Source organism: Caballeronia catudaia (genome assembly GCF_001544755.2).
Lineage (GTDB): Bacteria > Pseudomonadota > Gammaproteobacteria > Burkholderiales > Burkholderiaceae > Caballeronia > Caballeronia catudaia.
In genome coordinates, this window is the sequence record NZ_FCOF02000020.1 from 87883 (window position 1) to 114289 (window position 26407).

At 64.1% G+C, this 26407-nt stretch carries 28 protein-coding genes and 1 tRNA gene; 18 read left to right on the plus strand and 11 right to left on the minus strand.

Annotated elements, in window-relative coordinates:
• The first annotated feature begins 135 nt into the window (after window positions 1-135).
• Window positions 136-1713 carry a GDSL-type esterase/lipase family protein gene (locus tag AWB75_RS21300; RefSeq protein ID WP_061126047.1) on the plus strand — a complete coding sequence of 526 codons (1578 nt, stop codon included), beginning with the start codon at window positions 136-138 and terminating at the stop codon, window positions 1711-1713.
• A gap of 32 nt (window positions 1714-1745) precedes the next feature.
• Here AWB75_RS21300 and AWB75_RS21305 read toward each other — a convergent pair whose 3' ends face one another.
• The 5 genes from AWB75_RS21305 to trxB all read right to left on the minus strand — a co-directional run bounded on the left by AWB75_RS21305 (window position 1746) and on the right by trxB (window position 5533).
• Window positions 1746-2069 (minus strand): rhodanese-like domain-containing protein, encoded by a 324-nt coding sequence (locus AWB75_RS21305; protein WP_061126048.1) that lies wholly within the window; start codon window positions 2067-2069, stop codon window positions 1746-1748.
• A gap of 53 nt (window positions 2070-2122) precedes the next feature.
• Window positions 2123-2776, minus strand: coding sequence for a protein-L-isoaspartate O-methyltransferase family protein (locus tag AWB75_RS21310; RefSeq protein ID WP_061126049.1), 654 nt, complete (start codon window positions 2774-2776; stop codon window positions 2123-2125).
• Window positions 2777-2911: 135 nt separating this feature from the next.
• Window positions 2912-3532, minus strand: coding sequence for a trimeric intracellular cation channel family protein (locus tag AWB75_RS21315; protein ID WP_061126050.1), 621 nt, complete (start codon window positions 3530-3532; stop codon window positions 2912-2914).
• On the minus strand, window positions 3522-4361 hold the full coding sequence (locus AWB75_RS21320) for a Smr/MutS family protein (RefSeq protein WP_061126087.1): 840 nt from the start codon (window positions 4359-4361) through the stop codon (window positions 3522-3524). The genes AWB75_RS21315 and AWB75_RS21320 overlap by 11 nt, the downstream gene beginning before the upstream one ends.
• Before the next feature lie 176 nt (window positions 4362-4537).
• Window positions 4538-5533 carry a thioredoxin-disulfide reductase gene (gene trxB / locus AWB75_RS21325; RefSeq protein ID WP_061126051.1) on the minus strand — a complete coding sequence of 332 codons (996 nt, stop codon included), beginning with the start codon at window positions 5531-5533 and terminating at the stop codon, window positions 4538-4540.
• Window positions 5534-5888: 355 nt separating this feature from the next.
• Between trxB and AWB75_RS21330 the strand changes: the two genes are divergently transcribed.
• On the plus strand, window positions 5889-8204 hold the full coding sequence (locus AWB75_RS21330) for a DNA translocase FtsK (protein WP_061126088.1): 2316 nt from the start codon (window positions 5889-5891) through the stop codon (window positions 8202-8204).
• Window positions 8205-8232: 28 nt separating this feature from the next.
• On the plus strand, window positions 8233-8913 hold the full coding sequence (gene lolA, locus AWB75_RS21335; protein WP_061126052.1) for an outer membrane lipoprotein chaperone LolA: 681 nt from the start codon (window positions 8233-8235) through the stop codon (window positions 8911-8913).
• A gap of 36 nt (window positions 8914-8949) precedes the next feature.
• Here lolA and AWB75_RS21340 read toward each other — a convergent pair whose 3' ends face one another.
• Window positions 8950-9855, minus strand: a complete 906-nt coding sequence (locus AWB75_RS21340) for a LysR family transcriptional regulator (RefSeq protein ID WP_061126053.1) — start codon at window positions 9853-9855, stop codon at window positions 8950-8952.
• Between the two features lie 115 nt (window positions 9856-9970).
• Here AWB75_RS21340 and speB point away from each other — a divergent pair, with 115 nt between their 5' ends.
• Complete coding sequence (gene speB, locus AWB75_RS21345; protein ID WP_061126054.1) at window positions 9971-11005, plus strand: agmatinase; 1035 nt, start codon at window positions 9971-9973, stop codon at window positions 11003-11005.
• Window positions 11006-11008: 3 nt separating this feature from the next.
• On the opposite strand, the gene cytX is transcribed toward speB, so the two are convergent.
• Window positions 11009-12328, minus strand: a complete 1320-nt coding sequence (gene cytX / locus AWB75_RS21350) for a putative hydroxymethylpyrimidine transporter CytX (protein ID WP_061126055.1) — start codon at window positions 12326-12328, stop codon at window positions 11009-11011.
• Between the two features lie 218 nt (window positions 12329-12546).
• Here cytX and AWB75_RS21355 point away from each other — a divergent pair, with 218 nt between their 5' ends.
• The 3 genes from AWB75_RS21355 (at window position 12547) to AWB75_RS21365 (ending at window position 15482) form a co-directional block, all read left to right on the plus strand.
• Complete coding sequence (locus AWB75_RS21355) at window positions 12547-13863, plus strand: replication-associated recombination protein A (protein ID WP_061126089.1); 1317 nt, start codon at window positions 12547-12549, stop codon at window positions 13861-13863.
• 125 nt (window positions 13864-13988) lie between these two features.
• Window positions 13989-15287, plus strand: a complete 1299-nt coding sequence (gene serS / locus AWB75_RS21360) for a serine--tRNA ligase (RefSeq protein WP_061126056.1) — start codon at window positions 13989-13991, stop codon at window positions 15285-15287.
• Between the two features lie 104 nt (window positions 15288-15391).
• Window positions 15392-15482: transfer RNA gene (locus tag AWB75_RS21365), tRNA-Ser, on the plus strand.
• Between the two features lie 445 nt (window positions 15483-15927).
• Here the strand turns inward: AWB75_RS21365 and AWB75_RS21370 are convergent.
• Window positions 15928-16278 (minus strand): hypothetical protein, encoded by a 351-nt coding sequence (locus AWB75_RS21370; protein WP_061126057.1) that lies wholly within the window; start codon window positions 16276-16278, stop codon window positions 15928-15930.
• Window positions 16279-16533: 255 nt separating this feature from the next.
• On the opposite strand from AWB75_RS21370, the gene map reads away from it, so the two are divergent.
• From map to AWB75_RS21405, 7 genes are all read left to right on the plus strand, one after another.
• Complete coding sequence (gene map / locus AWB75_RS21375; protein ID WP_061126058.1) at window positions 16534-17316, plus strand: type I methionyl aminopeptidase; 783 nt, start codon at window positions 16534-16536, stop codon at window positions 17314-17316.
• A 186-nt stretch (window positions 17317-17502) separates the two neighbouring features.
• Window positions 17503-18027 (plus strand): GNAT family N-acetyltransferase, encoded by a 525-nt coding sequence (locus AWB75_RS21380; RefSeq protein WP_061126090.1) that lies wholly within the window; start codon window positions 17503-17505, stop codon window positions 18025-18027.
• Between the two features lie 155 nt (window positions 18028-18182).
• The gene (gene minC, locus AWB75_RS21385) at window positions 18183-18950 is read left to right on the plus strand and encodes a septum site-determining protein MinC (RefSeq protein ID WP_061126059.1); all 768 of its coding nucleotides are present in this window, start codon (window positions 18183-18185) and stop codon (window positions 18948-18950) included.
• Between the two features lie 87 nt (window positions 18951-19037).
• Entirely contained in the window at window positions 19038-19853 is an 816-nt protein-coding gene (minD, locus tag AWB75_RS21390; protein ID WP_061126060.1) for a septum site-determining protein MinD, read from the plus strand.
• A gap of 9 nt (window positions 19854-19862) precedes the next feature.
• Window positions 19863-20117, plus strand: a complete 255-nt coding sequence (gene minE, locus AWB75_RS21395) for a cell division topological specificity factor MinE (protein ID WP_061126061.1) — start codon at window positions 19863-19865, stop codon at window positions 20115-20117.
• Window positions 20118-20426: 309 nt separating this feature from the next.
• Window positions 20427-20732: a YXWGXW repeat-containing protein gene (locus AWB75_RS21400; RefSeq protein WP_061126062.1), complete on the plus strand. Its 306-nt coding sequence runs from the start codon at window positions 20427-20429 to the stop codon at window positions 20730-20732.
• 495 nt (window positions 20733-21227) lie between these two features.
• Window positions 21228-22406 (plus strand): OpgC domain-containing protein, encoded by a 1179-nt coding sequence (locus AWB75_RS21405; protein ID WP_061126063.1) that lies wholly within the window; start codon window positions 21228-21230, stop codon window positions 22404-22406.
• Between the two features lie 22 nt (window positions 22407-22428).
• On the opposite strand, the gene AWB75_RS21410 is transcribed toward AWB75_RS21405, so the two are convergent.
• Together AWB75_RS21410 and AWB75_RS21415 are read right to left on the minus strand one after the other, a co-directional pair.
• Entirely contained in the window at window positions 22429-23733 is a 1305-nt protein-coding gene (locus tag AWB75_RS21410) for an MFS transporter (protein WP_061126064.1), read from the minus strand.
• Between the two features lie 284 nt (window positions 23734-24017).
• Window positions 24018-24503: a TonB family protein gene (locus AWB75_RS21415; RefSeq protein WP_061126065.1), complete on the minus strand. Its 486-nt coding sequence runs from the start codon at window positions 24501-24503 to the stop codon at window positions 24018-24020.
• Window positions 24504-24643: 140 nt separating this feature from the next.
• Here AWB75_RS21415 and AWB75_RS38160 point away from each other — a divergent pair, with 140 nt between their 5' ends.
• Window positions 24644-24802 carry a hypothetical protein gene (locus tag AWB75_RS38160; protein WP_200823013.1) on the plus strand — a complete coding sequence of 53 codons (159 nt, stop codon included), beginning with the start codon at window positions 24644-24646 and terminating at the stop codon, window positions 24800-24802.
• Window positions 24803-24880: 78 nt separating this feature from the next.
• Window positions 24881-25051: a hypothetical protein gene (locus tag AWB75_RS37740; RefSeq protein WP_159462795.1), complete on the plus strand. Its 171-nt coding sequence runs from the start codon at window positions 24881-24883 to the stop codon at window positions 25049-25051.
• Between the two features lie 42 nt (window positions 25052-25093).
• On the opposite strand, the gene AWB75_RS21425 is transcribed toward AWB75_RS37740, so the two are convergent.
• Window positions 25094-25411 carry a hypothetical protein gene (locus AWB75_RS21425; protein WP_061126067.1) on the minus strand — a complete coding sequence of 106 codons (318 nt, stop codon included), beginning with the start codon at window positions 25409-25411 and terminating at the stop codon, window positions 25094-25096.
• 269 nt (window positions 25412-25680) lie between these two features.
• Between AWB75_RS21425 and AWB75_RS38620 the strand changes: the two genes are divergently transcribed.
• Together AWB75_RS38620 and AWB75_RS38625 are read left to right on the plus strand one after the other, a co-directional pair.
• On the plus strand, window positions 25681-26028 hold the full coding sequence (locus AWB75_RS38620) for a phage integrase central domain-containing protein (protein ID WP_235012187.1): 348 nt from the start codon (window positions 25681-25683) through the stop codon (window positions 26026-26028).
• A partial coding sequence (locus AWB75_RS38625; RefSeq protein ID WP_235012188.1) for a tyrosine-type recombinase/integrase occupies window positions 25967-26407 on the plus strand: 441 nt, incomplete at its 3' end. The genes AWB75_RS38620 and AWB75_RS38625, both read left to right, overlap by 62 nt.

Here is a 26407-nt window from a genome sequence, read left to right on the forward strand (position 1 = left end):
TTTTCGGCGCGGGTTTTGCGCTGTCTGTACGCCAGCGCACGGCTATTGATCGGATTACATGATCTAGTTCGTCTCTAACAATTTGAATGATGGCGCGCGCATTCGCTGGTCGCTGCCATCGGACACGGAGGCGCAGTGAAACGACGGCTTCATACGTTCATCGGACTCGCGCTCGCTGTCTTTCTGTCGTGGCCCGATACATCGCACTATTTCGCGCAGGGCGTCATCACCAGCGCGCCGTGGACCGGCACCTGGGCGGCCTCGCCCGACGTCACGGGCGATCCCGGCTTCAACAACCAGACGATCCGCCACATCGTGCATACGAGCATCGGCGGCACGGCGGCGCGGTTGACATTTTCCAACCTTTTCGGCGCGCAGCCGGTCACGCTGGGCGACGTGCATATTGCTCGCCGTGCGAGCGGCGCGCGCACGATCGCCGGCACCGATAAGCCGGTGAGGTTCAATGGGCAGCCGTATGTGACGATTGCCGCGGGCGGCACGGTGCAAAGCGATGCCGTCGCGTTCGAGGTGCCGGCCCTCGCGGACCTCGCCATCAGCTTCCATGTTCCGTCGAAGACGCCGCCGCGCTCGACCGGCCACATGCAGGGCTTGCAGGACAACTACATCGCGCCCGGCGACGTCAGCGCCGACACCGAGTTCAAGGCCGGCGTCGTGAACGCGGCGGGCGAGCAGTCGTACTACTTTCTGACTGCCGTCGACGTGATGAACGCCGCTGCGACGGGCGCGATCGTGACGTTCGGCGCGTCGCTCACGGATGGCTTCGCGTCCACGCCCAACACGAACCGCCGCTGGCCGAACCGGCTCGCGGAGCGGCTGAACCGTGCGGGCATGACGGTCGGCGTGCTGAATCAGGGCATCAGCGGAAACAATCTCTTCACGGACAGCAACGGCCAGGCCGGCTTGACGCGCTTTGCCCGCGACGTGCTCGGACAGACCAACGTGAAGTGGGTGATCATTTCCGACGACGCGGTGAACAATCTCATCAGCGGCGATCCACCGGCCGCGCAGCGGATCATGGACGCCTATCAGCAACTCGTGTGGCAGGCGAATCAGGCGCACGTGATGGCGGTCTGCTCGACGCTCACGCCCATCGAAGGCCTGGATGCATGGACGCCTGACATCGAGAACACGCGCCAGACGGTAAACGCCTTCCTGCGCGATCAGAAAAGCAGCGGTTGCGACGCCGTGCTCGATCAGGCCGCGGCGCTGGGCGATCCGCCGGGCAGCGGCAATTCCTCCGCCTTCGTGCGGCTCTACAACAGCGGCGACGATCTGCATCCGAACGACGCGGGCATGCAGGCGATCGCCAATGCAGCCGACCTGTCGTGGTTCTCCGCGCTGCCGCGAATCAGTTCGGCGAGCGCGTGCGGCCGCCTCTCGATGGGTGAGGGCATGGCGATGGGCGGATCGCTTCCGGCGTGCAGCGGCAACGTGCAGTTGAACGTGCAGGGAGACGGCTATCTCGTCGCGGTGCTGAACGGCACGGCGATCTGGTCATCGAAGGTGAGCGGCACGCCGGGCGTCGAGTTGCGCATGCAGGAGGACGGCAATCTGGCCATGTACGACAGCAATGGCGCGATGGTCTGGCAGACGCGCACCAACGTTCCCGGCTCGTACGCGTTGATTCAGAAGGACGGGCATCTCGTCATCTATTCGCCGCAGGGCACGGCGCTGTGGTCGAGCGCGGGTTGACCGGCACGGGCCGCGGCACGACCTGACGCGGATCAGTACGTGGGAACCGCGGGATCGACCTGACGCGACCATGCATCGATGCCGCCGTACAGGTTGAACATCTGCGTGAAGCCGCGCGATTCCAGGAACATCGCCACCTGAGCGCTACGCGCGCCGTGATGACAGATGCAGACGATCTGCGCTTCGTCGTCGAGCTCCTCGCTGCGCGCGGGGATATCGCGCATCGGAATCGACACGATGTTCGCCATCTGCGCCGTCTGGATCTCCCAGGGCTCGCGCACGTCGAGCAGAACGGGAGCGGGGCGCGAAGCATCCGCGAGCCACGCGGCGAGTTCGGGTGCGGTGAGGTTTTGCATGGGGATTCCGGCAAGACGCGCGATGACCGGCCAGCCGGCACCGCGCTTTCGGCTTAGAACTTGAAAAGCGAAGGATGCACCGCGTTTTTCAGCGGCGCGACGAGCGTTTCGAACACATCCGACACGCGGAACTGTTTTTCATCCACGCGCGTGATGATCTGCGCCTTCATGACCGGCGCCGCGCCGACGAACGCCGCGATGCGCCCGCCGATCTTCAGTTGTTCCAGAAATTCCTGCGGAATGACCGGCAGCCCGCCCGACACGCAGATCACGTCATAGGGCGCGCCCTGATTCCAGCCACGCGCGCCGTCGCCGGTGATCACGTCCACGTTCGTCACGCCGTTCGCCGCGAGATTCTGCTTCGCGAAATCGGCGAGTTCCGGCGCGATTTCGACCGTCCTCACGCTGCGGCCGAGATGCGCGAGCAGCGCCGCCATGTAGCCGGAACCCGTGCCGATTTCCAGCACGGTTTCGCCCTTGTGCACCGCGAGCTCTTGCAGGACGCGCGCTTCGACCTTGGGCGCGAGCATGCGCTCGCCGCCGGGCAGCGGAATTTCGAGGTCCGCGAAAGCGATGTTGCGGTACGCGGCGGGAACGAAGTTCTCGCGCTTGACCATCGCGAGCAGGTTCAGCACGTCCTGGTCCAGCACTTCCCACGGACGAATCTGTTGCTCGATCATGTTGAAACGCGCTTGCTCGATGTTCATGTTCTGTGTGCGTAATGACGGCCGGAGGGCGACCGGAGCGGACGGCATCGCGGCCGGATGCGGGGCAGGAAAACTCCGCGATTGTAGCAAAAGGACGGGTTTTGCCGCCCGTTTCGCGCGCCGCGCCCGATGCGCCTAATGCGGCAGCCGGATATCGAACTTGTAGGTGACGAGGCGCGCGAGCAGGATGAACGCCGTCGACGCGAGCACGTTGTAGATCGTGTCGACGTCGAGCCGCTCGAGCCCGAGATAGATCCAGCAGCCGGCGAACGCGCAGACCGCGTAGGGGCGCGAGTCGCGCAGGATCAGCGGGATTTCGTTGCAGAGCACGTCGCGCAGGACGCCGCCGAACACGCCGGTCACGACGCCCATCATCGTCGCGGTGAAGGCGGGCATCTGCGCGTCGAGCGCGATCGACGTGCCCGAGACGCTGAAGAGGCCGAGCCCGATCGCATCGGTGACGAGCAGCGCGCGCTGATCGAAGAGACGCGAGGTCACGCGCAGGAAGAGCGGCGCGAAGATCGCCATCGCGAAGATGAAGAGCACGTAATCCTGATGCTCGACCCAGTAGAACGGGCGGCGCGAGAGCAGCACGTCGCGCACCGTGCCGCCGCCGAACGCGGTGACGAGCGCGACGAGAAACGCGCCGACCGCGTCGAGCCGGCGTTTGCGGGCTTCGAGGAGTCCGGAGAAGGCGTACGCGAAAATCGCGAGCGCCTCCATGATGGCTATGGCGAGGTTGAGTCTAGGATGCACTGTCCGGCCCCGGATCTGAGTTCGTCGCGGGGCCTTTGTGCGGCGTCTTGTCCTGCGGATGATTGTGATGCCGCGGCGCGCCGCCCGGCTGCAGCAGCACGAGCACCGCGCCCGCGCCGCCGTCGTGCGGCCGGGCCTGGCAGAACGCGATCACCTCCGACTTCTGCACGAGCCACGCGCGCACCTTGCCCTTCAGCACCGGCGCCTTGCCGATGGACCCGAGCCCCTTGCCATGAATCACGCGCAGGCAACGCAAACCGCGCTTCACGGCTTCGCGGATGAACTCCGCGAGCGCCTCGCGCGCTTCCTCGCGACGCATGCCGTGCAGATCGAGCTGCGCCTGCACGATCCACGCGCCGCGCCGCAGCTTCCTCACGACTTCCTGACTGATGCCGGGACGGCAGTAGGACAGTGTTTCATCGACATCGAGCAGGCTTTCCGGGTCGTATTCGTCGGACAGCGCTTCCTGCAACACGGCTTCCTCGTCGCGGCGGCTTTGCAGCGGCTCGGGCGGCGGCGGCACGCGCGTGAGGGTCGTGCGCGGCGGCGTCTTGAGGGGCTCGACTTCGCCGATCGCGCGGCGGAACTCGTCGGCATCCGCGACGGCTTCGCGTTGCGCGCGCGCCGCCGCCACGCGCTGCACTTCGCGTTTTTCGGCATCGGCCTTCAGCGCGCTTTTCAGCGATGACAGCCCCGAGAGGCCATCGCGCTTCACTGCCGCGGCGAGCTCGCGCGCGTCGGCCGGTTTGCTTGCGGCGGGGGCGACAGGGCGCGGCACAGGTTTTTGCCGGGCTTTCGGGTCGTTGGGGTGAGGAAGATTCTTCGGCATCGTTCGGCCAGCGGAAATCGTCGGAATCGGGTTCACGCGGGTTTCAAGCGCGGCGCGCCGGAACAAAAACGGGCCAGCGGCGCGAACCGTGGCCCGTTGTCGACAGCGCGTTTTACGCGAGATGGCCGATGTCCATTTTACCGGCTCGTCGCGTGTCGCCGGCCTCGAAAGATCGATCAGCGATCCGCTTCGTGGCTCATCGAGTGCGGCGTCGGCGTCTCGTTGATGGTCTCGAGATAGCGCTGCGCGTCGAGCGCGGCCATGCAGCCGGTGCCCGCGCTCGTGATCGCCTGGCGATAGACATGATCCTGCACGTCGCCCGCCGCGAACACGCCCGCGATGCTCGTCGCCGTGGCGTCGCCGCTCGTGCCGCCCTTCGTGATGATGTAGCCGCCCTTCATTTCGAGCTGGCCCGCGAAAAGATCGGTGTTCGGCTTGTGGCCGATCGCGACGAACACACCTTGCAGCGCGATGTCCGTGGTCGTGCCGGTTTGCGTGTCCTTGACGCGCAGCCCGGTGACGCCTGTGTTGTCGCCGAGGACTTCGTCGAGCACGTGGTTCCATTTGATTTCGACGACGCCTTCCTTTTCCTTCGCGAGCAGGCGGTCGATGAGGATCGGCTCGGCGCGGAACTTGTCGCGGCGGTGCACGACCGTCACTTTCTTCGCGATGCCCGCGAGATAGATCGCTTCCTCGACGGCCGTGTTGCCGCCGCCGATCACGGCGACTTCGCCGTTGCGATAGAAGAAGCCGTCGCAGGTCGCGCAGGCGGACACGCCCTTGCCCATGAACGCTTCTTCGGACGGTACGCCGAGATATTGCGCCGATGCGCCCGTCGCGATGATGAGCGAATCGCACGTGTACTCGCCCGAGTCGCCGATGAGGCGCATCGGACGCTCGTTGAGCTTCGCCGTGTGGATGTGATCGAAGACGATGTCGGTGTTGAACGCGCGCGCGTGTTCTTCGAGACGCTGCATCAGTTCGGGGCCCTGGACGCCCGAGGGATCGCCCGGCCAGTTCTCGACGTCCGTGGTGGTCATCAGCTGGCCGCCTTGTGCAAGGCCCGTGATGAGCAGCGGCGACAGGTTCGCGCGCGCGGCGTAGACGGCGGCGGAGTAGCCGGCGGGGCCGGAACCGAGAATCAGCACTTTGGCGTGTTTGGGCGAAGACATGATGATGGTCCGTTATTGATGGTCAGCTCGGAAGCACGCGTTGTGTCTGCGATGCAGCAATATCGACGCAAAACAGTGACGGCAAAGACGCGCCAAGGCTTCCGCTGAACCGTATTTAGGTGCAAAAGGGGGATTATAAAGGCCGATGGAAAAGCCTTCCGAGTGAACCTTTCAATCGGATTGATAGGTGAAGCGCAAAGATTCGGGCACATGACGCAGGCGTGACGAGTGTTACAGGTTGCAAGAAGCCGTCCGTTTTTGCGCCTTTCACTGCAATGCAGCGTTTACAATAGGCCACCGTTCCATGCGGCCCTGCGCGAGACGCGGGTGGCCGCAAGAAAGCGACACCGAATCAATGGCCAAAGCTACTTATTCCGCGAGCCCGCAGGCATTGCCGCACCGCATGTCGCGGCTCTTCACCGAGATTCGATGGATTCTCCAGGTCGCCCTCGGACTGTTCCTCGTGATGGCGCTCCTCTCGTACAGCCGCAAGGACCCGAGCTGGACGCACGCCGTGAGCGTCGATCACTTTTCGAACTGGGCGGGGCGCGTCGGCGCGTACACGTCGGATATTCTGCTGCTCGTCTTCGGGCTGTCTTCGTACTGGCTGATCGTGCTGCTCGCGCGGCGCATCGTCGCGAATTATCGAAGAATCACACAGCCGCCCGCCGTGGATGAAGACGCGCCCAGAGACCGCACCTGGCTCGCCGAAGCCTTCGCGTTCGTGCTCGTGCTGCTCGCGAGCGACGGCATCGAGGCGCTGCGCATGTGGTCGCTCAAGGTCCAGTTGCCGCGCGCGCCGGGCGGCGTGGTTGGCGACGTCGTCGCGCGCCACGTCTCGCATGCGCTCGGCTTCACCGGCGCGACGCTGTTTCTTTTGATCGCGCTCGCGATCGGCCTCTCGCTCTATTTCCGCTTCTCGTGGCTGTCCGTGTGCGAAAAGATCGGCGACGGCATTCTGAACGCGATCACCGGCGCGCAACTGCGCCGCGAAGCCGGACGCGACCGCAAGCTCGGCGAAGCGGCCGCTTCGACACGCGAAGTCAAAGTGGTGCGTTCGCGTGAAAAGAGCGAGGAGCACGAGCCGGTGATGATCGTGCCCGCGGCGCCCGCGCCCGCGCGCTCCGAGCGCGCCGAGAAGGAAAAGCAGGTGCCGCTCTTCAAGGATCTGCCGGGCGATTCCACCTTGCCGCCGCTCGCGTTGCTCGATCCGCCGCCGAAGACGCAGGAAACCATCGCCGCCGATACGCTCGAATACACGTCGCGCCTCATCGAGAAGAAGCTGAAGGATTTCGGCGTCGATGTGAGCGTCGTGGCCGCGTATCCGGGGCCGGTCGTCACGCGCTATGAAATCGAGCCGGCGACGGGCGTGAAGGGCAGTCAGATCGTCGGGCTCGCGAAGGATCTGGCGCGCTCGCTGTCGCTCGTGTCTATTCGCGTCGTCGAGACGATTCCGGGCAAGAATTTCATGGCGCTCGAATTGCCGAATCAGCGGCGTCAGACGGTCAAGCTCTCCGAAATTCTCGGCTCGGAGGTCTACGCGAACGGCGCATCACCGCTGACGATGGGCCTCGGCAAGGACATCGGCGGCAATCCGGTCTGCGCCGATCTCGCGAAGATGCCGCACTTGCTGGTCGCCGGCACGACGGGCTCGGGCAAGTCGGTCGGCATCAACGCGATGATTCTCTCGCTCTTGTATAAGGCGAGCGCGGATCAGGTGCGCCTCATCCTCATCGATCCGAAGATGCTCGAAATGAGCGTCTACGAAGGCATTCCGCATCTGCTGTGTCCGGTCGTCACCGACATGCGGCAGGCCGGCCACGCGCTCAACTGGGCGGTCGCGGAGATGGAACGCCGCTACAAGCTGATGAGCAAGATGGGCGTGCGCAATCTCGCGAGCTTCAACACGAAGATCGACGAAGCGAAGAAGCGCGACGAAAAGATTCCGAACCCGTTCAGCCTCACGCCGGATGATCCCGAGCCGCTCACGCGCCTGCCGAACATCGTCGTCGTGATCGATGAATTGGCCGACCTGATGATGGTCGTCGGCAAGAAGGTCGAAGAGCTGATCGCGCGGATCGCGCAGAAGGCGCGCGCGGCGGGCATCCATTTGATTCTCGCGACGCAGCGTCCTTCGGTCGACGTGATCACCGGGCTCATCAAGGCGAACGTGCCGACGCGCATGGCGTTCCAGGTGTCGTCGAAGATCGATTCGCGCACGATTCTCGATCAGCAGGGCGCGGAATCGCTGCTCGGAATGGGCGACATGCTCTATCTGCCGCCGGGCTCCGGCTTGCCCGTGCGCGTGCACGGCGCGTTCGTGTCGGACGAGGAAGTGCATCGCGTCGTCGACAAGTTGAAGGAGCACGGCGAGCCGAACTATATCGAAGGCATTCTAGAAGGCGGTCTCGCAGGCGATGGCGACGAAGGCTCGGCGGGCGCGGGCGGAACCGGCGGCGCCGACGGCGAGTCGGATCCCCTGTACGACCAGGCGGTCGAGGTCGTCATCAAGAACAAGCGCGCGTCCATCTCGCTGGTGCAGCGGCATTTGCGCATCGGCTACAACCGCGCGGCGCGCCTGCTCGAACAGATGGAAAACTCGGGACTCGTGTCGGCGATGTCGTCGAACGGGAATCGCGAGATCCTCGCGCCGGCGCGCGACGGGGAATGACGCGCGCGTCCAAACGGAGAACACAACGATGAAGCAATATACGGGGAATCCCTTTACGAAGGCGTTCGGCGCGGCGATCGTGTCGGCGTCGATGCTTTTCGCATCGCATGCTTTCGCGAGCGGCACGGAGCAGTTGAAAGCGTTCGTGTCGCAGGTTCGCGCGGCGCGCGGCGACTTCACGCAGCAGGAAATCAAGGCGCCGGGCAAGACGAACAGCGGCGCGACGTCGAACGCGGTGCCGACCAAGGGCGCGACGTCCAGCGGCACGTTCATGTTCGCGCGGCCGGGCAAGTTCATTTGGTCGTATCAGAAGCCGTATTCGCAAGTCCTTCAGGCCGACGGCGACAAGCTCTACGTCTACGACAAGGATCTGAACCAGGTCACCGTGCGCACGCTCGGCGGCGTGCTCGGCGCGAGCCCGGCGGCGATTCTCTTCGGCAGCAACGATCTGGACAAGAACTTCACGCTCCGCGACGCGGGCGAGAAGGGCGGCATCGACTGGCTGGAGCTCACGCCGAAGTCGAAGGACACGCAGTTCGAGACGGTCGGCATCGGCTTCAAGGACGGCAATCTGCAGGCGATGGAACTGCACGATGTCTTCGGCAACGTCACGCTGCTGACGTTCTCGAACATCCAGAAGAACCCGCCGATCAAGAGCGATACCTTCAAGTTCACCGTGCCGAAGGGCGCGGACGTGATCAACGGCTGATTCTCGCGGGGCGCTGATACGAAACAGCGCCCCGTTTCAATCGACGGCCGCGTGCGCCGCGGCCATGTCTTCCAGAAACGCATCGACGATTTCCCGTTTCGTGCTGCGCGCGCCGCGCGTGACCATCTGAAACGCGACGCGATAGCGCATCGTCTTCGGATGCAACGGCGCGAGCAGTCCTTCCTTCACATACGGCGCGGCGAAATGCTCGGGCAGATAACCTAGATGCCGGCCGGATAGCACGAGCATCGCGACGGCCTCCATGTTGTCCGCCACCGCGCCGATATGGCGCGGCATGAGCTCGCCGGCTTCGGGTAGCGGATAGCTGCGCCAGGCCCAGTCGTGCTCGAACGCCTGCGCCACGCTCACACGCCCGGCGCGCGCGAACAGCGGATGCTCGCGTGCGCAGTACGCGAGCTGGTCCTCCGCGAAAATTTCCGTGTAGTCGAGCGACGGCACGCGATGCCAGAAATAGCCGATCGCCATTTGAATCCGCTCCGCCAGCAGCATTTCTTCGAGCTCGCCCGGCGAGCGCACCAGCACGGCGATGCGCACCGATTCATCGCGTTGCCGGAAACGCGCGATGGCCTGACTGACGCGCGCGTTCGCGCTGACGGGCGTGTTGCCGATCATCCCCAGCGTGAGCGTGCCGACGAGCTTCTTGCCGACATTGCGCGCGGTCGAATCGAAGGTGTCGATGGCCGCGAGCAGCGTCCTGCACGCATCGACGAACTGCTCGCCGCGCGAAGTCAGCGCGAAGCCGCCGCGCCCGCGCTCGCAGAGCCGGTAGCCGAGCCGCGTTTCGAGCGTCGCGAGCTGCGTGCTGATGGTCGATTGCCCGACGTTGAGCGTCGCCTGCGCGGACGAGACGCCGCCCGCATCGACGATGGCGAGAAACACGCGGATCAGGCGCAGGTCGAGATCGGAAAGGTGAGTGAACATGCGTGGCGGCGATACATCGATAAATATCGATGTTAAGTTATTTTCTTCGCCATTTCATCTTCGTCGCAAGGCGGCTATTAATGGTCGGGTCGCAACAAAACATTCATTCGACGCCATGAATACGACTTCGCTTTTTGCACCCGCCGAGCACTTCGATTCGCACTTTCTCGAACAGCGTGCCGAGCGCCCGCAGCCGCTCTCGGGCAATCAGATGCCGCGCTGCGGCGGCATTACCACCATGATGCGCCTGCCGCACGTCCAGTCGGCCGAAGGGCTCGATGCGTGCTTCGTCGGCGTGCCGTTCGATCTCGGCACGTCCAACCGCACGGGCGCGCGCTTCGGGCCGCGTCAGGTGCGCAGCGAATCCGTGCTGCTGCGCCCGTACAACATGGCGACGCGCGCCGCGCCCTTCGACTCGCTGCGCGTGGCCGATATCGGCGATGTCGCGATCAATCCGTACAACCTGCTCGATTCGATCGACCGCATCGAGCGCGCTTATCGCGAGATCCTGAAGCACGGTTGCAAGCCGCTCACGCTTGGCGGCGACCACACCATCGCGCTGCCGATCCTGCGCGCGATTCACGCAAAGCATGGCAAGGTCGGGCTGATTCATATCGACGCACACGCGGACGTCAACGACACCATGTTCGGCGAGAAGATCGCGCACGGCACGCCGTTTCGCCGCGCGGTGGAAGAGGGCCTGCTCGATTGCTCGCGCGTCGTGCAGATCGGCCTGCGCGGCACGGGCTACGAAGCTGGCGATTTCGACTGGTGCCGCGAACAGGGCTTTCGCGTCGTGCAGACAGAGGAGTGCTGGAACAAGTCGCTCGCGCCGCTGATGGAAGAAGTGCGCGCGCAGATGGGCGACGGCCCGGTCTACATCACGTTCGATATCGACGGCATCGATCCCGCGTTCGCGCCGGGCACGGGCACGCCGGAAATCGCCGGCCTGACGGTGCCGCAGGCGCTGGAGATCGTGCGCGGCGCGCGCGGACTGAATATCGTGGGCGCGGATCTGGTGGAAGTCGCGCCGCCGTATGACCCGTTCGGCACGACCGCGCTGCTCGGCGCGAACCTCGCGTTCGAACTGCTGTGCGTGCTGCCGGGCGTGGAATATCGGCCCTATCGTGCGGCGGGCGCGGCGAAATAGGGGTTACGCGTACGCGCGACGCCTTCCCGACACGAGCAGCAAATAGCACACCGCGCCGAGCGCGAGTGCGGGCAGCGTCGCGCCCAGATTGGGCAGCCATTGGTTGATCGCGTGATATGCGGCAATTCCGATGCCCCACGCGATGAACGCGCTCACGTGCCAGCCGCCTGAATAACCGTATCGGCCGTTGACATCGGCGAGCACGGCGGCGTCGATGCGACGCTTTCGCACGATGAAGTGATCCGCGAGCACGACGCCGAAGAGCGGCGCGAAAACCGAGCCGATGAGCAAAAGGAAGTTCTGATACTTGCCCATCGCGACGACGAGCGCGACGAGCGTGCATAGCGCGCCGAACGCGCACGACAGCATCGGCACGCTGGCGCGCGCCCAGAACGTGCCCGTCGATACGGCGGCGGAGTGGATATCGGCGAAGGCGTTGTCGATTTCATCGATCAGGATGAGGAACAGCGCGAGGCCGCCGCCCGCCTGCGCGAACGCGGTCGTCAGGAGCGCATCGCCGCCGCCCGCCGCGAGTCCGTAGATCGCGCCGAGCGCATAGAACCACAGGTTCGCGATGCCGTAGCCGAGCAGCGTGCCGCGAAACGCGCCGCCCGCGCTCTTGCCGAAACGCGTGTAATCGGCGATCAGCGGCAGCCACGAAAGCGGCATCGCGACGACGAGATCAATGCCCGCGCCGAACGCCATCTCGCCCGTGCCTGGCCGCGACATGAGCGCGGCGATATCGTGCTTCGCGAGCAGATTCCACGTGAGCCAGCCCGCGCCGCCGAGCAGGAGCCAGATGCCCCAGGTCCGCAGAAAGCGCCGCACGAAGGAGAGCGGGCCGCTCACCGCGAGCAGCGTCGCGAGCGCGCCGAAGATGAGCGTCCAGACGAGCGGCATCGAAAGATTGAAGGACTGTTTCGCGAGCGCATCGGCGGAATCTCGCATCACGATGATTTCGAACGAGCCCCAGCCGACGAGCTGAATCGCGTTCAGCACGGCCGGCACCGATGCGCCGCGCACGCCGAGCGTCGGCCGCAGCGACGACATCGCCGCGAGCCCCGTATCCGTGCCGATGACGCCCGCCAGCGCGAGCAGCACGACGCCGAGCACCGAGCCGATGACGATCGCCACGAGCGCGTGCGGCAGCGACAATCCCGGCACCAGCAGCGCGCCCGCCTGCGCGACGAGCAGCCCGATGCCGAGCGAAAACCACAGCGCGAAGGCGTCGCTCGTGCCGAACGCGCGCCGCTCGGGCGGCACCGGCGTGAGCGGCGCGTAAGTGGCGCGGTCGTCGTGTTGGCCGATAGTCTCTTGCTGCATGGGTTTGCGTCCCTATATTGTCGTGCCGGCTGAACGTGTCCGCACGCCCGGCTGTCATAATTGTCCGATTCTGCGGTCTGATCGCGCCGCGCGACAAGCTGGCCGAATGGCCGATGCCCACGCGCGCCGGAAAAGGGCAAGATTATCGCCGCGTTCGACTCAACTGCGCTCATCGAATGATGGCGCACCTTTGCGCATTCGTTGCGCCGACCAAGCACATGTTCGAAGAAAACCGTGGCACCGTTCCGCTCGCGGAGCGCTTGCGCCCCCGCACCATCGACGACGTGATCGGCCAGAAGCATCTGCTCGGCTCGAGCAAGCCGCTGCGCGTCGCGTTCGAATCGGGCGAGGCGCACTCGATGATTCTCTGGGGCCCGCCCGGCGTCGGCAAGACCACGCTCGCGCGCCTGATGGCCGATGCGTTTCACGCGCAATTCATCTCGCTCTCGGCGGTGCTGTCGGGCGTGAAGGACATTCGCGAGGCGGTGGAGATGGCGCAGATTCATCGCGCGAACGGGCATCAGACGCTCGTGTTCGTCGACGAAGTGCACCGCTTCAACAAGAGCCAGCAGGACGCGTTCTTGCCGCACGTGGAGTCGGGCCTGTTCGTGTTCGTCGGCGCGACGACGGAAAATCCGTCGTTCGAAGTGAACAGCGCGTTGCTGTCGCGCGCAGCGGTGTACGTCCTGAAAAGTCTCGATGCCGACGAACTGAAGGAACTGCTCGAACGCGCGACGAAGGACCTCGGCGGCCTCACGTTCACCGACGAAGCGCGCGACGCGCTCATCGGCTCCGCGGACGGCGACGGCCGCAAGCTGCTGAACAACCTGGAGATCGTCGCGCGCGCGGCGGCGCAGCAAAAGCAGACGGACGTCGACGGCGCGCTGCTCGGCACCGCCCTCGCGGAAAATCTGCGCCGTTTCGACAAGGGCGGCGACGCGTTTTACGATCAGATCAGCGCGCTGCACAAATCGGTGCGCGGCAGCAATCCGGACGCCGCGCTGTACTGGTTCTGTCGCATGCTCGACGGCGGCGCGGACGCGCGCTACATGGCGCGGCGCATCGTACGCATGGCGTGGGAGGATATCGGGCTCGCCGATCCGCGCGCCGCGCGCATCGCGCTCGATGCCGCCGAGACCTACGAGCGGCTCGGCTCGCCGGAAGGCGAACTCGCGCTCGCGCAGGCGCTCATTTATCTGGCTGTCGCGCCGAAATCGAACGCGGGATACAACGCGTACAACGAGGCGCGGCGCTTCGTCGGCAAGGATCAGTCGCGCGGCGTGCCCGTGCATCTGCGCAACGCGCCGACGAAGCTGATGAAGGAGCTCGGCTACGGCCACGAATATCGCTACGCGCACGACGAGCCCGACGCGTACGCCGCGGGCGAAACCTATCTTCCCGACGGCATGCGCGATCCGCACTGGTATCAGCCGACGCCGCGCGGGCTCGAGGGCAAGATCGGCGAAAAGCTCAGCCGCCTCGCCGAACTCGACGACGCCTGGCGGCGCGACCATCGCGACGACAAGAAGCGGTGAAATCCGCGCCGTTCGTTTCGCGCGGGCGCATCCGGCGTTTCGCTGAGCGGTGCGCCGATTGCGCACGTCGCCCGATGACCGTGCGCTAAAATCGGTCTTTCCGAATACTTAACAAAGCAGCCCCCATGCTCGACATACAACACCTCCGCAAAGACCTGGACGGCGTCGCGAAGCGCCTCGCCGATCGAGGCTACACGCTCGACGTCGCCGCGTTCGCCGCGCTCGAAGCCGAGCGCCGCGAGATCCAGACTCGCACCGAAGAACTGCAGGCGCGGCGCAACAGCCTGTCGAAGCAGATCGGCGCGATGAAGGGCCGCGGCGAGGACACGTCGGCGGTAATGGCGGAAGTGGGCGGCATCGGCGACACCATGAAGGAATCGGCCGCGAAGCTGGATGATGTTCAGACGCGTTTGTCGGACCTGATGCTGACCGTGCCGAACCTGCCGCACGAAAGCGTGCCGGTCGGCAACGACGAGACGCAGAACGTCGAAGTGCGGCGCTGGGGCACGCCGCGCGCGTTCGACTTCGAGGTCCGCGATCACGTCGATGTCGGCGCGCCGCTCGGGCTCGACTTCGAGACGGGCGCGAAGCTGTCGGGCGCGCGTTTCACGCTGCTGCGCGGGCAGATTGCGCGGCTGCATCGCGCGCTCGCGCAGTTCATGATCGACACGCACACGGAGCAGCACGGCTATACCGAGGCGTACACGCCGTACATCGTGAATCCGGAGATTCTGTACGGCACGGGCCAGTTGCCCAAATTCGCCGACGACATGTTCCGCGTCGAGAAGGGCGGCGACGAGAACACGGTCACGCAGTACCTCATTTCGACGTCGGAAATTTCGCTGACGAACACGGTGCGCGACAGCATCCTCGAAGCGGACGCGCTGCCGGTGAAGCTCACCGCGCATTCGCCGTGCTTCCGCTCGGAGGCGGGCTCGTACGGGCGTGATACGCGCGGCCTGATCCGCCAGCATCAGTTCGACAAGGTCGAGATGGTGCAGGTCGTGTCGCCGGAACATTCCTATGCCGCGCTCGACGAGATGGTCGGCCAGGCGGAGACGATTCTGCAGAAGCTGGAATTGCCGTATCGCGTGATCACGCTGTGCACGGGCGACATGGGCTTTTCGGCGGCGAAGACGTTCGATCTGGAAGTGTGGCTGCCGGCGCAGAACACGTACCGTGAGATTTCAAGCTGCTCGAATACCGAGGCGTTCCAGGCGCGCCGGATGCAGGCGCGCTTTCGCAATGCGCAGGGCAAGCCTGAGTTCGTGCATACGCTGAACGGCTCGGGGCTGGCGGTCGGGCGTACGCTCGTCGCGGTGCTGGAGAATTTTCAGAACGCCGATGGATCGGTGACGATTCCGGCCGTTTTGCGGCCTTATATGCGCGGCGCGGAACGCATCGAAGTGTCCACATCTGTTTGACATCTATTTGCAAAAATGGGCTTGGAAAGGTCGGAAGAGTTCGATATACTTTCGTTCTTCGTTGAGCAACGACCGGCTTGACGAAGGCCAGCTAGCTGGTAGTCGGAGAGGTGGCAGAGTGGTCGAATGTACCTGACTCGAAATCAGGCGTACGGTTTTCCCGTACCGTGGGTTCGAATCCCACCCTCTCCGCCAAAATCTAAAAACCCCGCAAGTCGTTAAGGCTTGCGGGGTTTTGTTTTTGCGGGCTCCGGCGGGGCGGAGGGGGAATGGCCGACGCGCTATTTCGGAATCGAGTAACAAATCGGTCTATCTCCGCGCACGCGGAGAAACGGTTTGAGCGGGCAGATTCCCGCCGCCTACGCGAGTCTATCTCCGCGCACGCGGAGGAACCCTCGCGGCATACACGCCGAGGATCACGCCCGCAGGGTCTATCTCCGCGCACGCGGAGGAACCACTGGCTGTCCATGTTGTGCGGCGCGCGCCACGGGTCTATCTCCGCGCACGCGGAGGAACCGGCGGTCTTATGACGTTCGTCAATACGCTGGCGGGTCTATCTCCGCGCACGCGGAGGAACCCCTAGATCATAACCGCATGATCCAAAAGGCCAAATCGCCAAACCCATCCGCGACGACATGCCTCAAGTCGTACACCTCGCAATATCAAACCTGAGCTCCGGCTCCGGCACACCCCCATCATCACTCGACGACTGCTGCACCTTCACCACCGACCCATAAACCGAAGGCGTCAGCGTCACGAGCCACGCATTCGATCCGACGATCAACTCCGCCGAACCTTGGTCGCGTCTTGCTTGAGCAGAAGGAATCATCCGCTGCAAACAACTCGATATATCCGATGCCGCCCGTGCCGACGACACATGAATCACGGGCTTCGAAGCGCGCAGTTCCGGCTCGCTCGTCGAACTGCAAGCGCCGAGGGCGGCGAGGCCCGACGACATCGCGCAAAGGAGAGCAAATCGATGCAAGGTCATAACGTTCCGGCGAATTCGAATTCGCGCCACTAAAACACAAACAGCCACACATCACAAGGGCGAACGGCCCTCGCGCTGACCAATAACCAACGCAAGAAAGGCCGCGAAATGCAGCGCACAAGCGGCTCTACAGGGGGCGGCGCTTCGCGGGAGTGCTATCATCGGCCCCATTGTCCTCATGCGCGGCCTGCCGAAAACAGCCGCAAACAGCCGCGAAAACGCGCGCATGAGGCAGCAAACCCATCGCACTGCTCAATGGCCATCACGCTCAAGACACCCGCAGACATCGAAAAGTTGCGCATCTCCGGCCGCATGGCCGCCGAAGTCCTCGCGATGATCGCCGAACACGTCCGCCCGGGCGTCACCACCGATGAACTCGACGCCGTCTGCAACCGCTTCATCGTCGACGACCTGAAGGCGATTCCCGCCAACGTCGGATACATGGGCTTTCCGAAGACGATCTGCACGTCGGTGAATCACGTCGTGTGCCACGGCATTCCCGGACCGAAAGAGTTGAAGGACGGCGACATCATCAACATCGATGTCGCGATCATCAAGGACGGCTACTACGGCGACACGAGCCGCATGTACTACGCCGGCACGCCGGGCGCAGACGCCCGCCGCCTCACCGAGACCACCTACGAAGCGATGGTCGCCGGCATGCGCGAAGTGCGTCCTGGCGCGACGCTCGGCGACGTCGGCGCAGCGATCCAGAGCGTCGCGCATCGCGAAGGCTTTTCCGTGGTGCGCGAGTATTGCGGCCACGGCATCGGCCGCGTCTATCACGAAGATCCGCAAGTACTGCACTACGGCCAGCGCGGCGCGGGCCTGCGTCTGAAGCCGGGTCTCGTCTTCACCATCGAGCCGATGATCAACGCGGGCCGCGCGGCCACGCAGCAATCACGCGACGGCTGGACCGTGACGACCAAGGACCGCTCGCTTTCGGCGCAATGGGAGCACATGGTGGCCGTGACCGACGATGGCTTCGAACTGCTCACGCCGTGGCCGGACGGCACCGGCGCCTATGCAGCACCTTGAGAAGCACAATGAGCACCGCAGGCAAGACCCGTGTGCGTTGTAAAGCACTTTCCGGGATTTAGGAATTGACGGGTTCGCCCGTTCGGTTGAAGCTATGCCAATGGCCCGCGCGCCGGACCGGCCGACAGAGCCGCACGCGCATGAGAGCCCGAAAGCCAGAGAGAAATAGTCTGCATGAGCGCACGCATGAGTCCCTCATTGACCGTCAGCCGCATCGCCGCGCAACACGGTTCGGTTTTGCGCGAGCTTCGCACCGCGTCACTGCGCGAAGCGCCGTACGCTTTCGGCGAAACCCTCGAAGATGCGCTGCTCGTCGACCCGTCGTCGTTCGACCAGACCGCCGCGCTGCACGCGAACTCACCGCGGCTCGCGACGTTCCTGCTCTACACGGAAGGTCATCCCTGCGGCCTCGTGCATGCGTACATCGAAGAGACGCCGGACGAGCGCGCGTTCGTGAGCGCGCTGTGGGTGGCGCCCGCCGTGCGGCATCTGCGCGGCGGCGAGCTGCTTGTGAACGTCGCTTCCCAATGGCTCGCCGGGCAGGGCGCCGCCGAGGTGCATGCGTGGATCTCCGAGGAAAATCGCACCGCGATGCGCTTCTACGAGCGTCTCGGTTTCGGGCCCACGGGCGACCGCCGCGCGATGCCGTCTCACGAGCAGGAAGCCGAGTCGCTCTTCGTGCGTCACATGCATGCCGAGGACGACGCCTGATACGCGTCCGTGCATGCGGTGCGTCCGCTTCCCGCGTGCCCATCGGGGCGAACTTCGCGCACACACTTCCCGCTTTCGATAGCTGAAATCGGTCCTAAAAATTATGGCCGTGTGCGACAACGCCTGTAAAATACGCAAAATTTTTGGCCGTTCCTATGTCGCTCAACAAAACGCCCTTCTTCGAACTGCGCAGCGGCTCCGTCGACACGCTTCTCTTCGTCGTCAAGACTCCCGACCTCGATGCCCTGCGCGCTGAACTCACGCGGCGCTTCGAGGCGACTCCCGAATTCTTCGCAGGCGATGTCGTCGCCATCGACGTGCGCCGTCTCGCCGAACAGGAGCGTCTCTCGCTCGCCGACCTCGAAGCGTTGCTGAAGAGCGTGCGCATGCGTCCGATCGGCGTCGTCGCGCTGCCGGCGCAGACGTGGGCGATTCAGTGGGCGAACGAAGGCGGCCTGCCGATTCTCGAAGCGCGCGACAGGCGCGGCGCGCCGAAACCCTCGGCCGACGAAGCGAAGCCGAACACCGAAGCCGCCGCCGTGATCGAGGCGGCGGTCGCCAAGGAGCCGCCGCCCGCGACGCTGCCGCAACCGGCGACCATCATCGATCGTCCGCTGCGTTCGGGCCAGCAGGTCTACGCGAAGGGCGATCTCATCGTGCTCGGGCTCGTGTCGCACGGCGCCGAGGTCATCGCCGAAGGCAATATCCATATCTATGCGCCGTTGCGTGGCCGCGCGCTCGCGGGCGTGCACGGCAATCTCGACGCGCGCATCTTCTGCACCTGTCTCGAGCCGGAACTGATCTCCATCGCGGGCATCTATCGGACGACCGAGAACCCGCTGCCGGCCGATGTGCTGAGCAAAGCGGTGCAGATCTGGCTGAGCGACGAAAAACTCATGATCGAACCGCTGCGTCTGACCTGACGAGTTGTATCGGCTCGCGCGCCCGATGCCCTGGCGCGCGCTTGAAGGCAACGCGAGCGGACCTATTGACGAACACAAGGTACTTGTATGGCAAAAATCATTGTGGTGACTTCGGGGAAGGGCGGCGTCGGCAAGACGACCACCAGCGCGAGCTTCGCATCGGCGCTCGCATTGCGCGGCCACAAGACGGCCGTGATCGACTTCGACGTCGGTCTTCGCAATCTCGACCTCATCATGGGTTGCGAACGCCGCGTGGTGTACGACCTGATCAACGTCATTCAGGGCGAAGCGAATCTGCATCAGGCGCTCATCAAGGACAAGAAGTGCGAGAACCTCTACATCCTGCCGGCGTCGCAGACGCGCGATAAGGAAGCGCTCACGCTCGAAGGCGTCGAGAAGGTCATCAACGAGCTGGTCAAGATGGACTTCGAGTACATCGTCTGCGATTCGCCGGCGGGTATCGAATCCGGTGCGCTGATGGCGATGCACTTCGCCGACGAAGCGCTCATCGTGACCAATCCGGAAGTGTCGTCGGTGCGCGATTCGGACCGCATTCTCGGCATTCTGTCGTCGAAGACGAAGCGCGCGATCGAAGGCAAGGAGCCCGTCAAGGAACATCTGCTGATCACGCGCTACAACCCGAAGCGCGTTTCCGAAGGCGAGATGCTGTCGCTGTCGGACATTCAGGAGATTCTGCGCATCGATCTGATCGGCGTGGTTCCGGAATCGGAAGCGGTGCTGCATGCATCGAACCAGGGCTTGCCGGCAGTGCATCTGGACGGCACGGATGTCGCCGAATCGTACAAGGACGTGGTGTCGCGTTTCCTCGGCGAAGAGAAGACGCTGCGCTTCACGGATTATCAGAAGCCAGGTCTGTTGCAACGCATCTTCGGCACCAAGTAAGGGGACGCAATGTCGATTCTTTCGTTTTTGCTGGGCGAGAAAAGAAAGTCCGCTTCGGTCGCGAAGGAACGCTTGCAGTTGATCATTGCGCACGAGCGCGCGGGTGGCAGAGCCGCCGCCGATTATCTGCCGGCGTTGCAACGGGAACTCGTTGCCGTGATTTCGAAGTACGTGAAGATCTCCGATGACGATATTCGAGTGAGCCTCGAACGTCAGGACGACCTCGAAGTGCTGGAAGTGAAGATCGAGATTCCGCAGGCCTGATGCCGAACGGCGCGTGGCACGCGCGCCGGGTTTTTAGAGAGAGCCAGAATCACGCGATTCTGGCTCTTTTGCCTGGTGCGCTATCGTTTGCGCGGCGCTTTCTGCGCTTGAATTGTGACCGCGATCCCGTTGTGACACTCCTCTGACGTTCCTCCACAAACCGTTCCAGATTCGGCCTCATTGATCGGTCGTGTGTGTCATCGCTCGCATGCCTCTGCGCATTGGAAAGAGACGCGGGCTTTTCGGGCCCGCGAAGCCTTCATCCGCGTGTCACGCGCGTTCAATGTATTCAGAGATACGAGGTCGATCATGAAACTGTCTTTTCGCCATCTGCTCGCCCAGTCCGCGCTGGTCGTCGCCGGCGTCGTGACCATGTCCAGCGCTTTCGCCGATGTGGTGATCGTCGCGCCGAGCGCTCCGCCTGCGGCGCGCTATGAGCCCGTTCCGCCGCCGCGTGTGGGCTTCGTCTGGGATGCCGGTCACTGGAACTGGGAAGGCCGCTATGTGTGGGTGCCCGGCCACTGGATCGAGGCACGGGCGGGTGCGCGCTGGGCGCCGGGCGTGTGGGCGCCCTTCCGCGGGCAGTACCGCTACGTTCCGGGCCACTGGATCTGATTCGCGCGGCAAGTTCGATTCGTCGTCGTCGCTCAACGGCGATGACGAACGCCGGGCCAGAAAAAAGAACAGGCGCGAGGCTTTCGCCGGGCGCCCAAGAAACGCTCCCACAATAAGCAGGAGCGGAGAGGAGAAGTGAGCCGTAGGTCAGGCCCGTAAGACGAGCCACACGAACGGCAACACATGCTCAGAGTGCGCGCTCCGGGGAAAGTTCAACCGATTTGAATTTTCTTGCAGGACCGACGTGCGAAGCCGAAATGGGTGATGTCATGCGGTCAGGACTTCGAAGGCGAGTACCGCCAGGATCGCGCTGAAGCTCATCTAATGCAAAGCGGACAGGAAAGTCATTTTCCCGCCAGCTTGTCGACTGGCATCGAGTGTTAATTTAAATGGCCGCTGATTCAGGGAATTTTCTTTTCGGCCTAGGTACAAACCCCGCATGTGCGCAGACCATTCAGGCGCGCCGAAACCGCAGGTTCGTGGAGCATTCGCCAGATGACTTCCCCGACACGTTCTCTCGAAGTCGATTTCTTTCGTGGAATCGTGCTGCTCATTATCGCGGTGGACCATATAACGGGAAGCGTGCTATCGCGCTTTACGCTGCATCAATACGCATTTTGTGATTCCGCCGAAGTATTCGTGTTTCTCGGAGGTTATGCGTCGGCGGCGGCGTACACGGCGCTTGCGACTCGCCGTAACGTTTCAGCCGCCCGCCGACGCTTTTTAAAACGCAGTTGGGAAATCTATCGCGCGTACCTGTTCACGGCATTTCTCATGCTGATCGGGGGCGGCCTGCTGATGGCGCTCAAGGTCGATACGCCGATGGTCCTGTACACCGAGTGGCCCAACTTTCTCGCGCGTCCTTTCGGCCTCGTCGCCGACATCGCACTGCTGCGCCAGCAGCCGTATCTCTCGGCGGTGCTGCCCATGTACTCCGTGTTCGCGCTCGCCGTGCCGGCGATCGTGCCGCTCGCGCAGAAACGGCCGGTCGTCGCGCTGTTCGGCAGCCTGCTCGTATGGCTCGCGGCGATGCCGCTGCTGCGTTTCCTGCCCGGCACGTATGGCGAAGCGTGGTCGTTCAATCCGTTCGCTTGGCAGTTGATGTTCATGACCGGCGTGCTGGCGCGCGTGCAGCCGATCAGCGACGATTTCCACGCCGGCAAAGTCGCGCGCTGGCTGACGGCGGGCGCGATTGCGCTTGCGCTGGCGTTCGCGTTCTCCAAGCTCTTCCTCGAAACGCAGGCGCCGCCGGGATACATGAAGCAAAACCTTGCGACGCTGCGCATCGTGAGCTTCGCGGCCATCGCGTGGGTGGTCGCGCGCGCGGTCTATGCGGGCTGGATCGCCAGGCTCGCGCGCAAGCTGCCGGGCATCGTGACGATCGGGCAGCAAGGGCTCGTGTGCTTCATCGCGGGCACGTGCGTATCGCTCGTGCTCGATTCGGCGTTGCGCGCGATGGGCGTGCTCGGACTCGGGCGCTATCCGTCGCACTGGATTCTCGGGCTCATCGCCGACGGCATCGCCATAGTGAGCCTGCTCGCGCTCGCGCGCTTCTGGGCGGACCGCAAGGCGGCGAAGGCGGCGCGCGTGAAAGGCGTCGGGCTGCCGGCGCCGCGCCTTCCCGTCATGAAAGGGCCGCTGCCCGCTCATGCGACCAACCGGCGCGATCGCTGAGCGCGCCGGTTTCGTCCCTGCTTCATTCCAGCGCGATATGGCGCGTCTCGCGCATGCACAGCACGGCGATGAGGCTCACCGCCGCCGCCGCCGACACATAGCCGCCGACCCACGCGAGCCCGCCGCGATTCGCGAGCAGTTGCGCGATATACGGCGCCACCGACGCACCCAGAATCCCGCCGAGGTTATACGCGACGCCCGCACCCGTGTAACGGACGTTGGTCGGGAAGAGCTCGGGCAGGAGCGCACCCATCGGGGCGAAGGTGACGCCCATCAGGAAAAGCTCGATCGTAAGAAAGAGCGCGACCTGGATCGTGTCGCCGCTGCCGAGCAGCGGAGCCATCGCGAAGCCGGACAGAATCGCGGCGACGCAGCCGACGACGAGCACCGGCTTGCGCCCGAAACGGTCGCTCGCGATGGCGGAGATCGGCGTCGCGATTGCCATGAACAGCACGGCGAAGCACAAGAGGCCGAGGAACGTCTCGCGCGCGAAATGCAGCTTGGCGACGCCGTAAGACAGCGAGAACACCGTCGAGATATAGAAGAGCGTGTAGCAGACGACCATCGCGAACGCGCCGAGCAGCGTCGGCGCGAGATGGCTGGACAAGAGCGTCGCGACCGGCACCTTCACGCGCTCGTGACGCTCGACGGCCGTGCGGAACGCCGGCGTTTCCGCGATCTTCAGGCGCACATAGAGGCCGAGCGCGACCAGCACCGCGCTCACGATGAACGGCACGCGCCAGCCCCAACTGCGGAACTGCTCATCGGAGAGCGAAAGCGCAAGTCCGAAGAACAGTCCGTTCGACGCGAGAAAGCCGATCGACGGCCCGAGCTGCGGGAACATGCCGAAGAGCCCGCGCTTGCCTTGCGGGGCGTATTCGGTGGCGAGCAGCGCCGCGCCGCCCCATTCGCCGCCGAGCCCGATGCCTTGCCCGAAGCGCAGGATGCACAGCAGGATCGGCGCCGCACTCCCGATGGAGTCATAGCCGGGCACGAAGCCGATGAGCGTCGTCGATACGCCCATTACCAGCAGCGAGGCGACGAGCGTCGATTTGCGGCCGATGCGGTCGCCGAAATGGCCGAAGAGAAACGAGCCGATCGGCCGCGCGAAGAACGCGATGCCGAACGTGACGAACGCGGAGAGCGCTTGCGCGGCGGGCGAATCGTGCGGAAAGAACACCGGTCCGATGACGAGTGCGGCGGCGGTCGCGTAGACATAGAAATCGTAGAACTCGATCGCGGTGCCGATGAAGCTCGCGAAAATCACGCGCGACGCGCTTTGAGATCCGTCGCCGGGCTTTGCGTCGGAAAGCGAGGGTGCAGCCATGGTGTCTCCGTTGTCGTGTTGCCTTGGTGCGAAGCATTGTCGCGCGCATCGCCGGGAAAGGGCGATGGAAATGTCGGGCGATTGGGTCGCCGGGCGCGCGTCGGCTTTTTGTAGGGGTTGCGATGCAATGGACTCACGACGCGAGTAGCGCGTGTGATGACGGCGCAATCGGACTGCGCCCGGCGCTCCGCCCGATGCGCGGGATGGGCGCGAGGCGAGGGCCGCGCCGGAAGCGGGTCCGGCAGGGGTGAAAAATTATAGCGAGCGTGCGCGGTGCGCGCCAATCATTCGAGAGTCATCGCCTGCGGCGAGTGCGACGTTTGCAGTTGGAATTTGCCGTTGTCGTTGAACATCCAGCCCTCGAAAAGCTCCAGTTGACCCTTGCCGTTCAGAAGCTGCGCGGGCGGTGCGGGCAACGGTGCCGCGCGGCGCAGCGACGCGAGCGCGGTGGCTTCGGCTTCGTCGTCGCCATTGGTGCGATACACCGACGACGTGATAAGGCGCCCGCCACGGTCCACCGTGAAGGACACGAGCACGAATGAGCGCAGCATCGCTTGCGGCGTGCCCTTCAGCACGAGCGACGGATTGCGCTCGAAGATGCGCTGCGCAATTCGCGCCTTGTAGTCGTCGAGTGTCTGAACGGAGACCGGCGGCGCGGCGGCGGCGGCGCGCGCAGCCACGACGCTGGGCGGCGGCGTGATCGTGCAGGCGCTCATCGTTAGCGCACCGATGAGCGCAATGACGACGGAGCGGAAACGTGACGCGGGCATCTCCGGAAATCGAAAAGATCGCGTTACTTCAATGGTAGTCGCTGTACAGGCGGAGAGTGAGACGGAAGCGTGCGTTGGCGCGCGTTCGGGCGCAGGATTTGCTGCGCATTTTTCATTCGAAAGCAACCGAGGAGGACGCCATGAGCACCGAGACGAACCAGCCGGAAGGTGGGAAGCCCGCCGAGCACAGCGACAACGAGAAAAGCAAGCTGCCCGAGCGGGACGACGAAAACCGCAAGCAGGCCCCGAACGACAGGCCGGGCAAGCAGTCGGGCGAGGGCGAAGCGCCGGTCGGCTGAAGCGCGCCGTGTGTGCGGTGGGCGCGCGGCGGTGCTAAGGTAGGAAGGGGATATCCCCGGCTTTTTCGGGAGAAGGCCATGTCACGCAAGAACCATCCTGCGCCATCGGGCGCGCCAGCGCGTCAGCAGCAACCGGCATCCGCGGCGCATTCGAAGAGCGAATCGAAACGCGCCGCGCCGAAGACGGATGCGGCCAAAGCGGAGCCGGTTCCGCATGTGCGTCCGCCCGTCAGATCCGACGACAATTGAACGCACGACGGCGCGCGGGACGCGCCGCGTGGCGTTTCAGGATCAGTCGGTGTAGGGCTTGACGAGTTCCGCGCAGTGTAATGGCGCGGTCGATCGGACCGTGTTGGTTTCCGCCGCGCGTGTTTCGACGCAGCGATAAACGCTGTTGGTTTTCTGAAGCACGTAGGTGTCTTCGGGCAGGCCCGAACTGCGCGCGGGGACGCTCGTCACCGCGACGATGCCATATCCATTCTGAATCAGATCGAAGAATGTGGCTTCGGTCGCGCGCCATTGTGCGGTGTGCTGAGGCTGGGCATGCGCCGGCAGGCTGACGGCGGCGATGCAGCCAAAGAGGATGGGCATGATGCGGCCTGGCTTCATGGGCGGTTCTCCGCGTTGTTATCGATGAGGCGGTTAGATGGCGTTGGGGCCGTCGTGTTCACGTCGAATTATTTCGACGCGTGCCCGGTGCGATGCGATCGACCAAAAAAAATGGCCTCGCTTGCTGCGAGGCCCAAGTCCAACCTTACCCATTGAAGGCCTCCTTCACACGAGAATGGGGGAAACTCGGGATGGAGGCAGGGGAAAGATACGTGGCTTGTAGCGTGGTGGATATGCGTAATGTCTTAATGTGCGCGATCGGTGGCGGAATGGAAAAACGCCTCGCGGGTCGGAAGACTTGTGTTGACGTGCTGCAACCGATCTGGCTTGAAAAGCGGGAAACCGCCAGCCGCGTCCGTCAACGGATGCACGCCGTCATGCAATGGGCGTGGGCGCATGGCCATATCGCGGCGAACCCGGTTGGCGTGGTCGATCATATCTTGCCGAAACAGACGGGCAGGAAAAAGCACCAACCTGCGACGCCTTCGCGCGACCTTCCCGCGTTCATCAAAACGCACGTCGTGGAATTCAAAAGGCGAAGCCACACGCGCCGCCTTGCTCTTTTCGATTCTGACGGCGGCGCGAAGCGGCGAAGTGCGCGGCGCGATTTGGGATGAATTTGACCTGAAGACAGGTATTTGGACCGTCCCGCCGCACAGAATGAGAGCGAAAGAACCGCATCGCGTGGCGCTACCCGCGCCCGCTCTCGCACTCGTCAAGCGGCTGAAGGAGCAAACGCTACATGAAACGCTTGTCTTCCCGTCACCACACGGAAAGGTACTCAGCGATATGGTCCTAACGTCCTTTTTGCGCCGCGTTGAAGCGAAGAGTGATACACCCGGACGCATCGCGACAACTCACGGATTTCGCAGCAGCTTACGCGATTGTGCTAGCGAACATGGCTACGCTCGCGATCTTCCAGAGCGCGCGCTCGCGCATACCGTGGCGAACAAGGTCGAAGCGGCCTATCACCGAACCGACTTGCTTGAGCAGCGC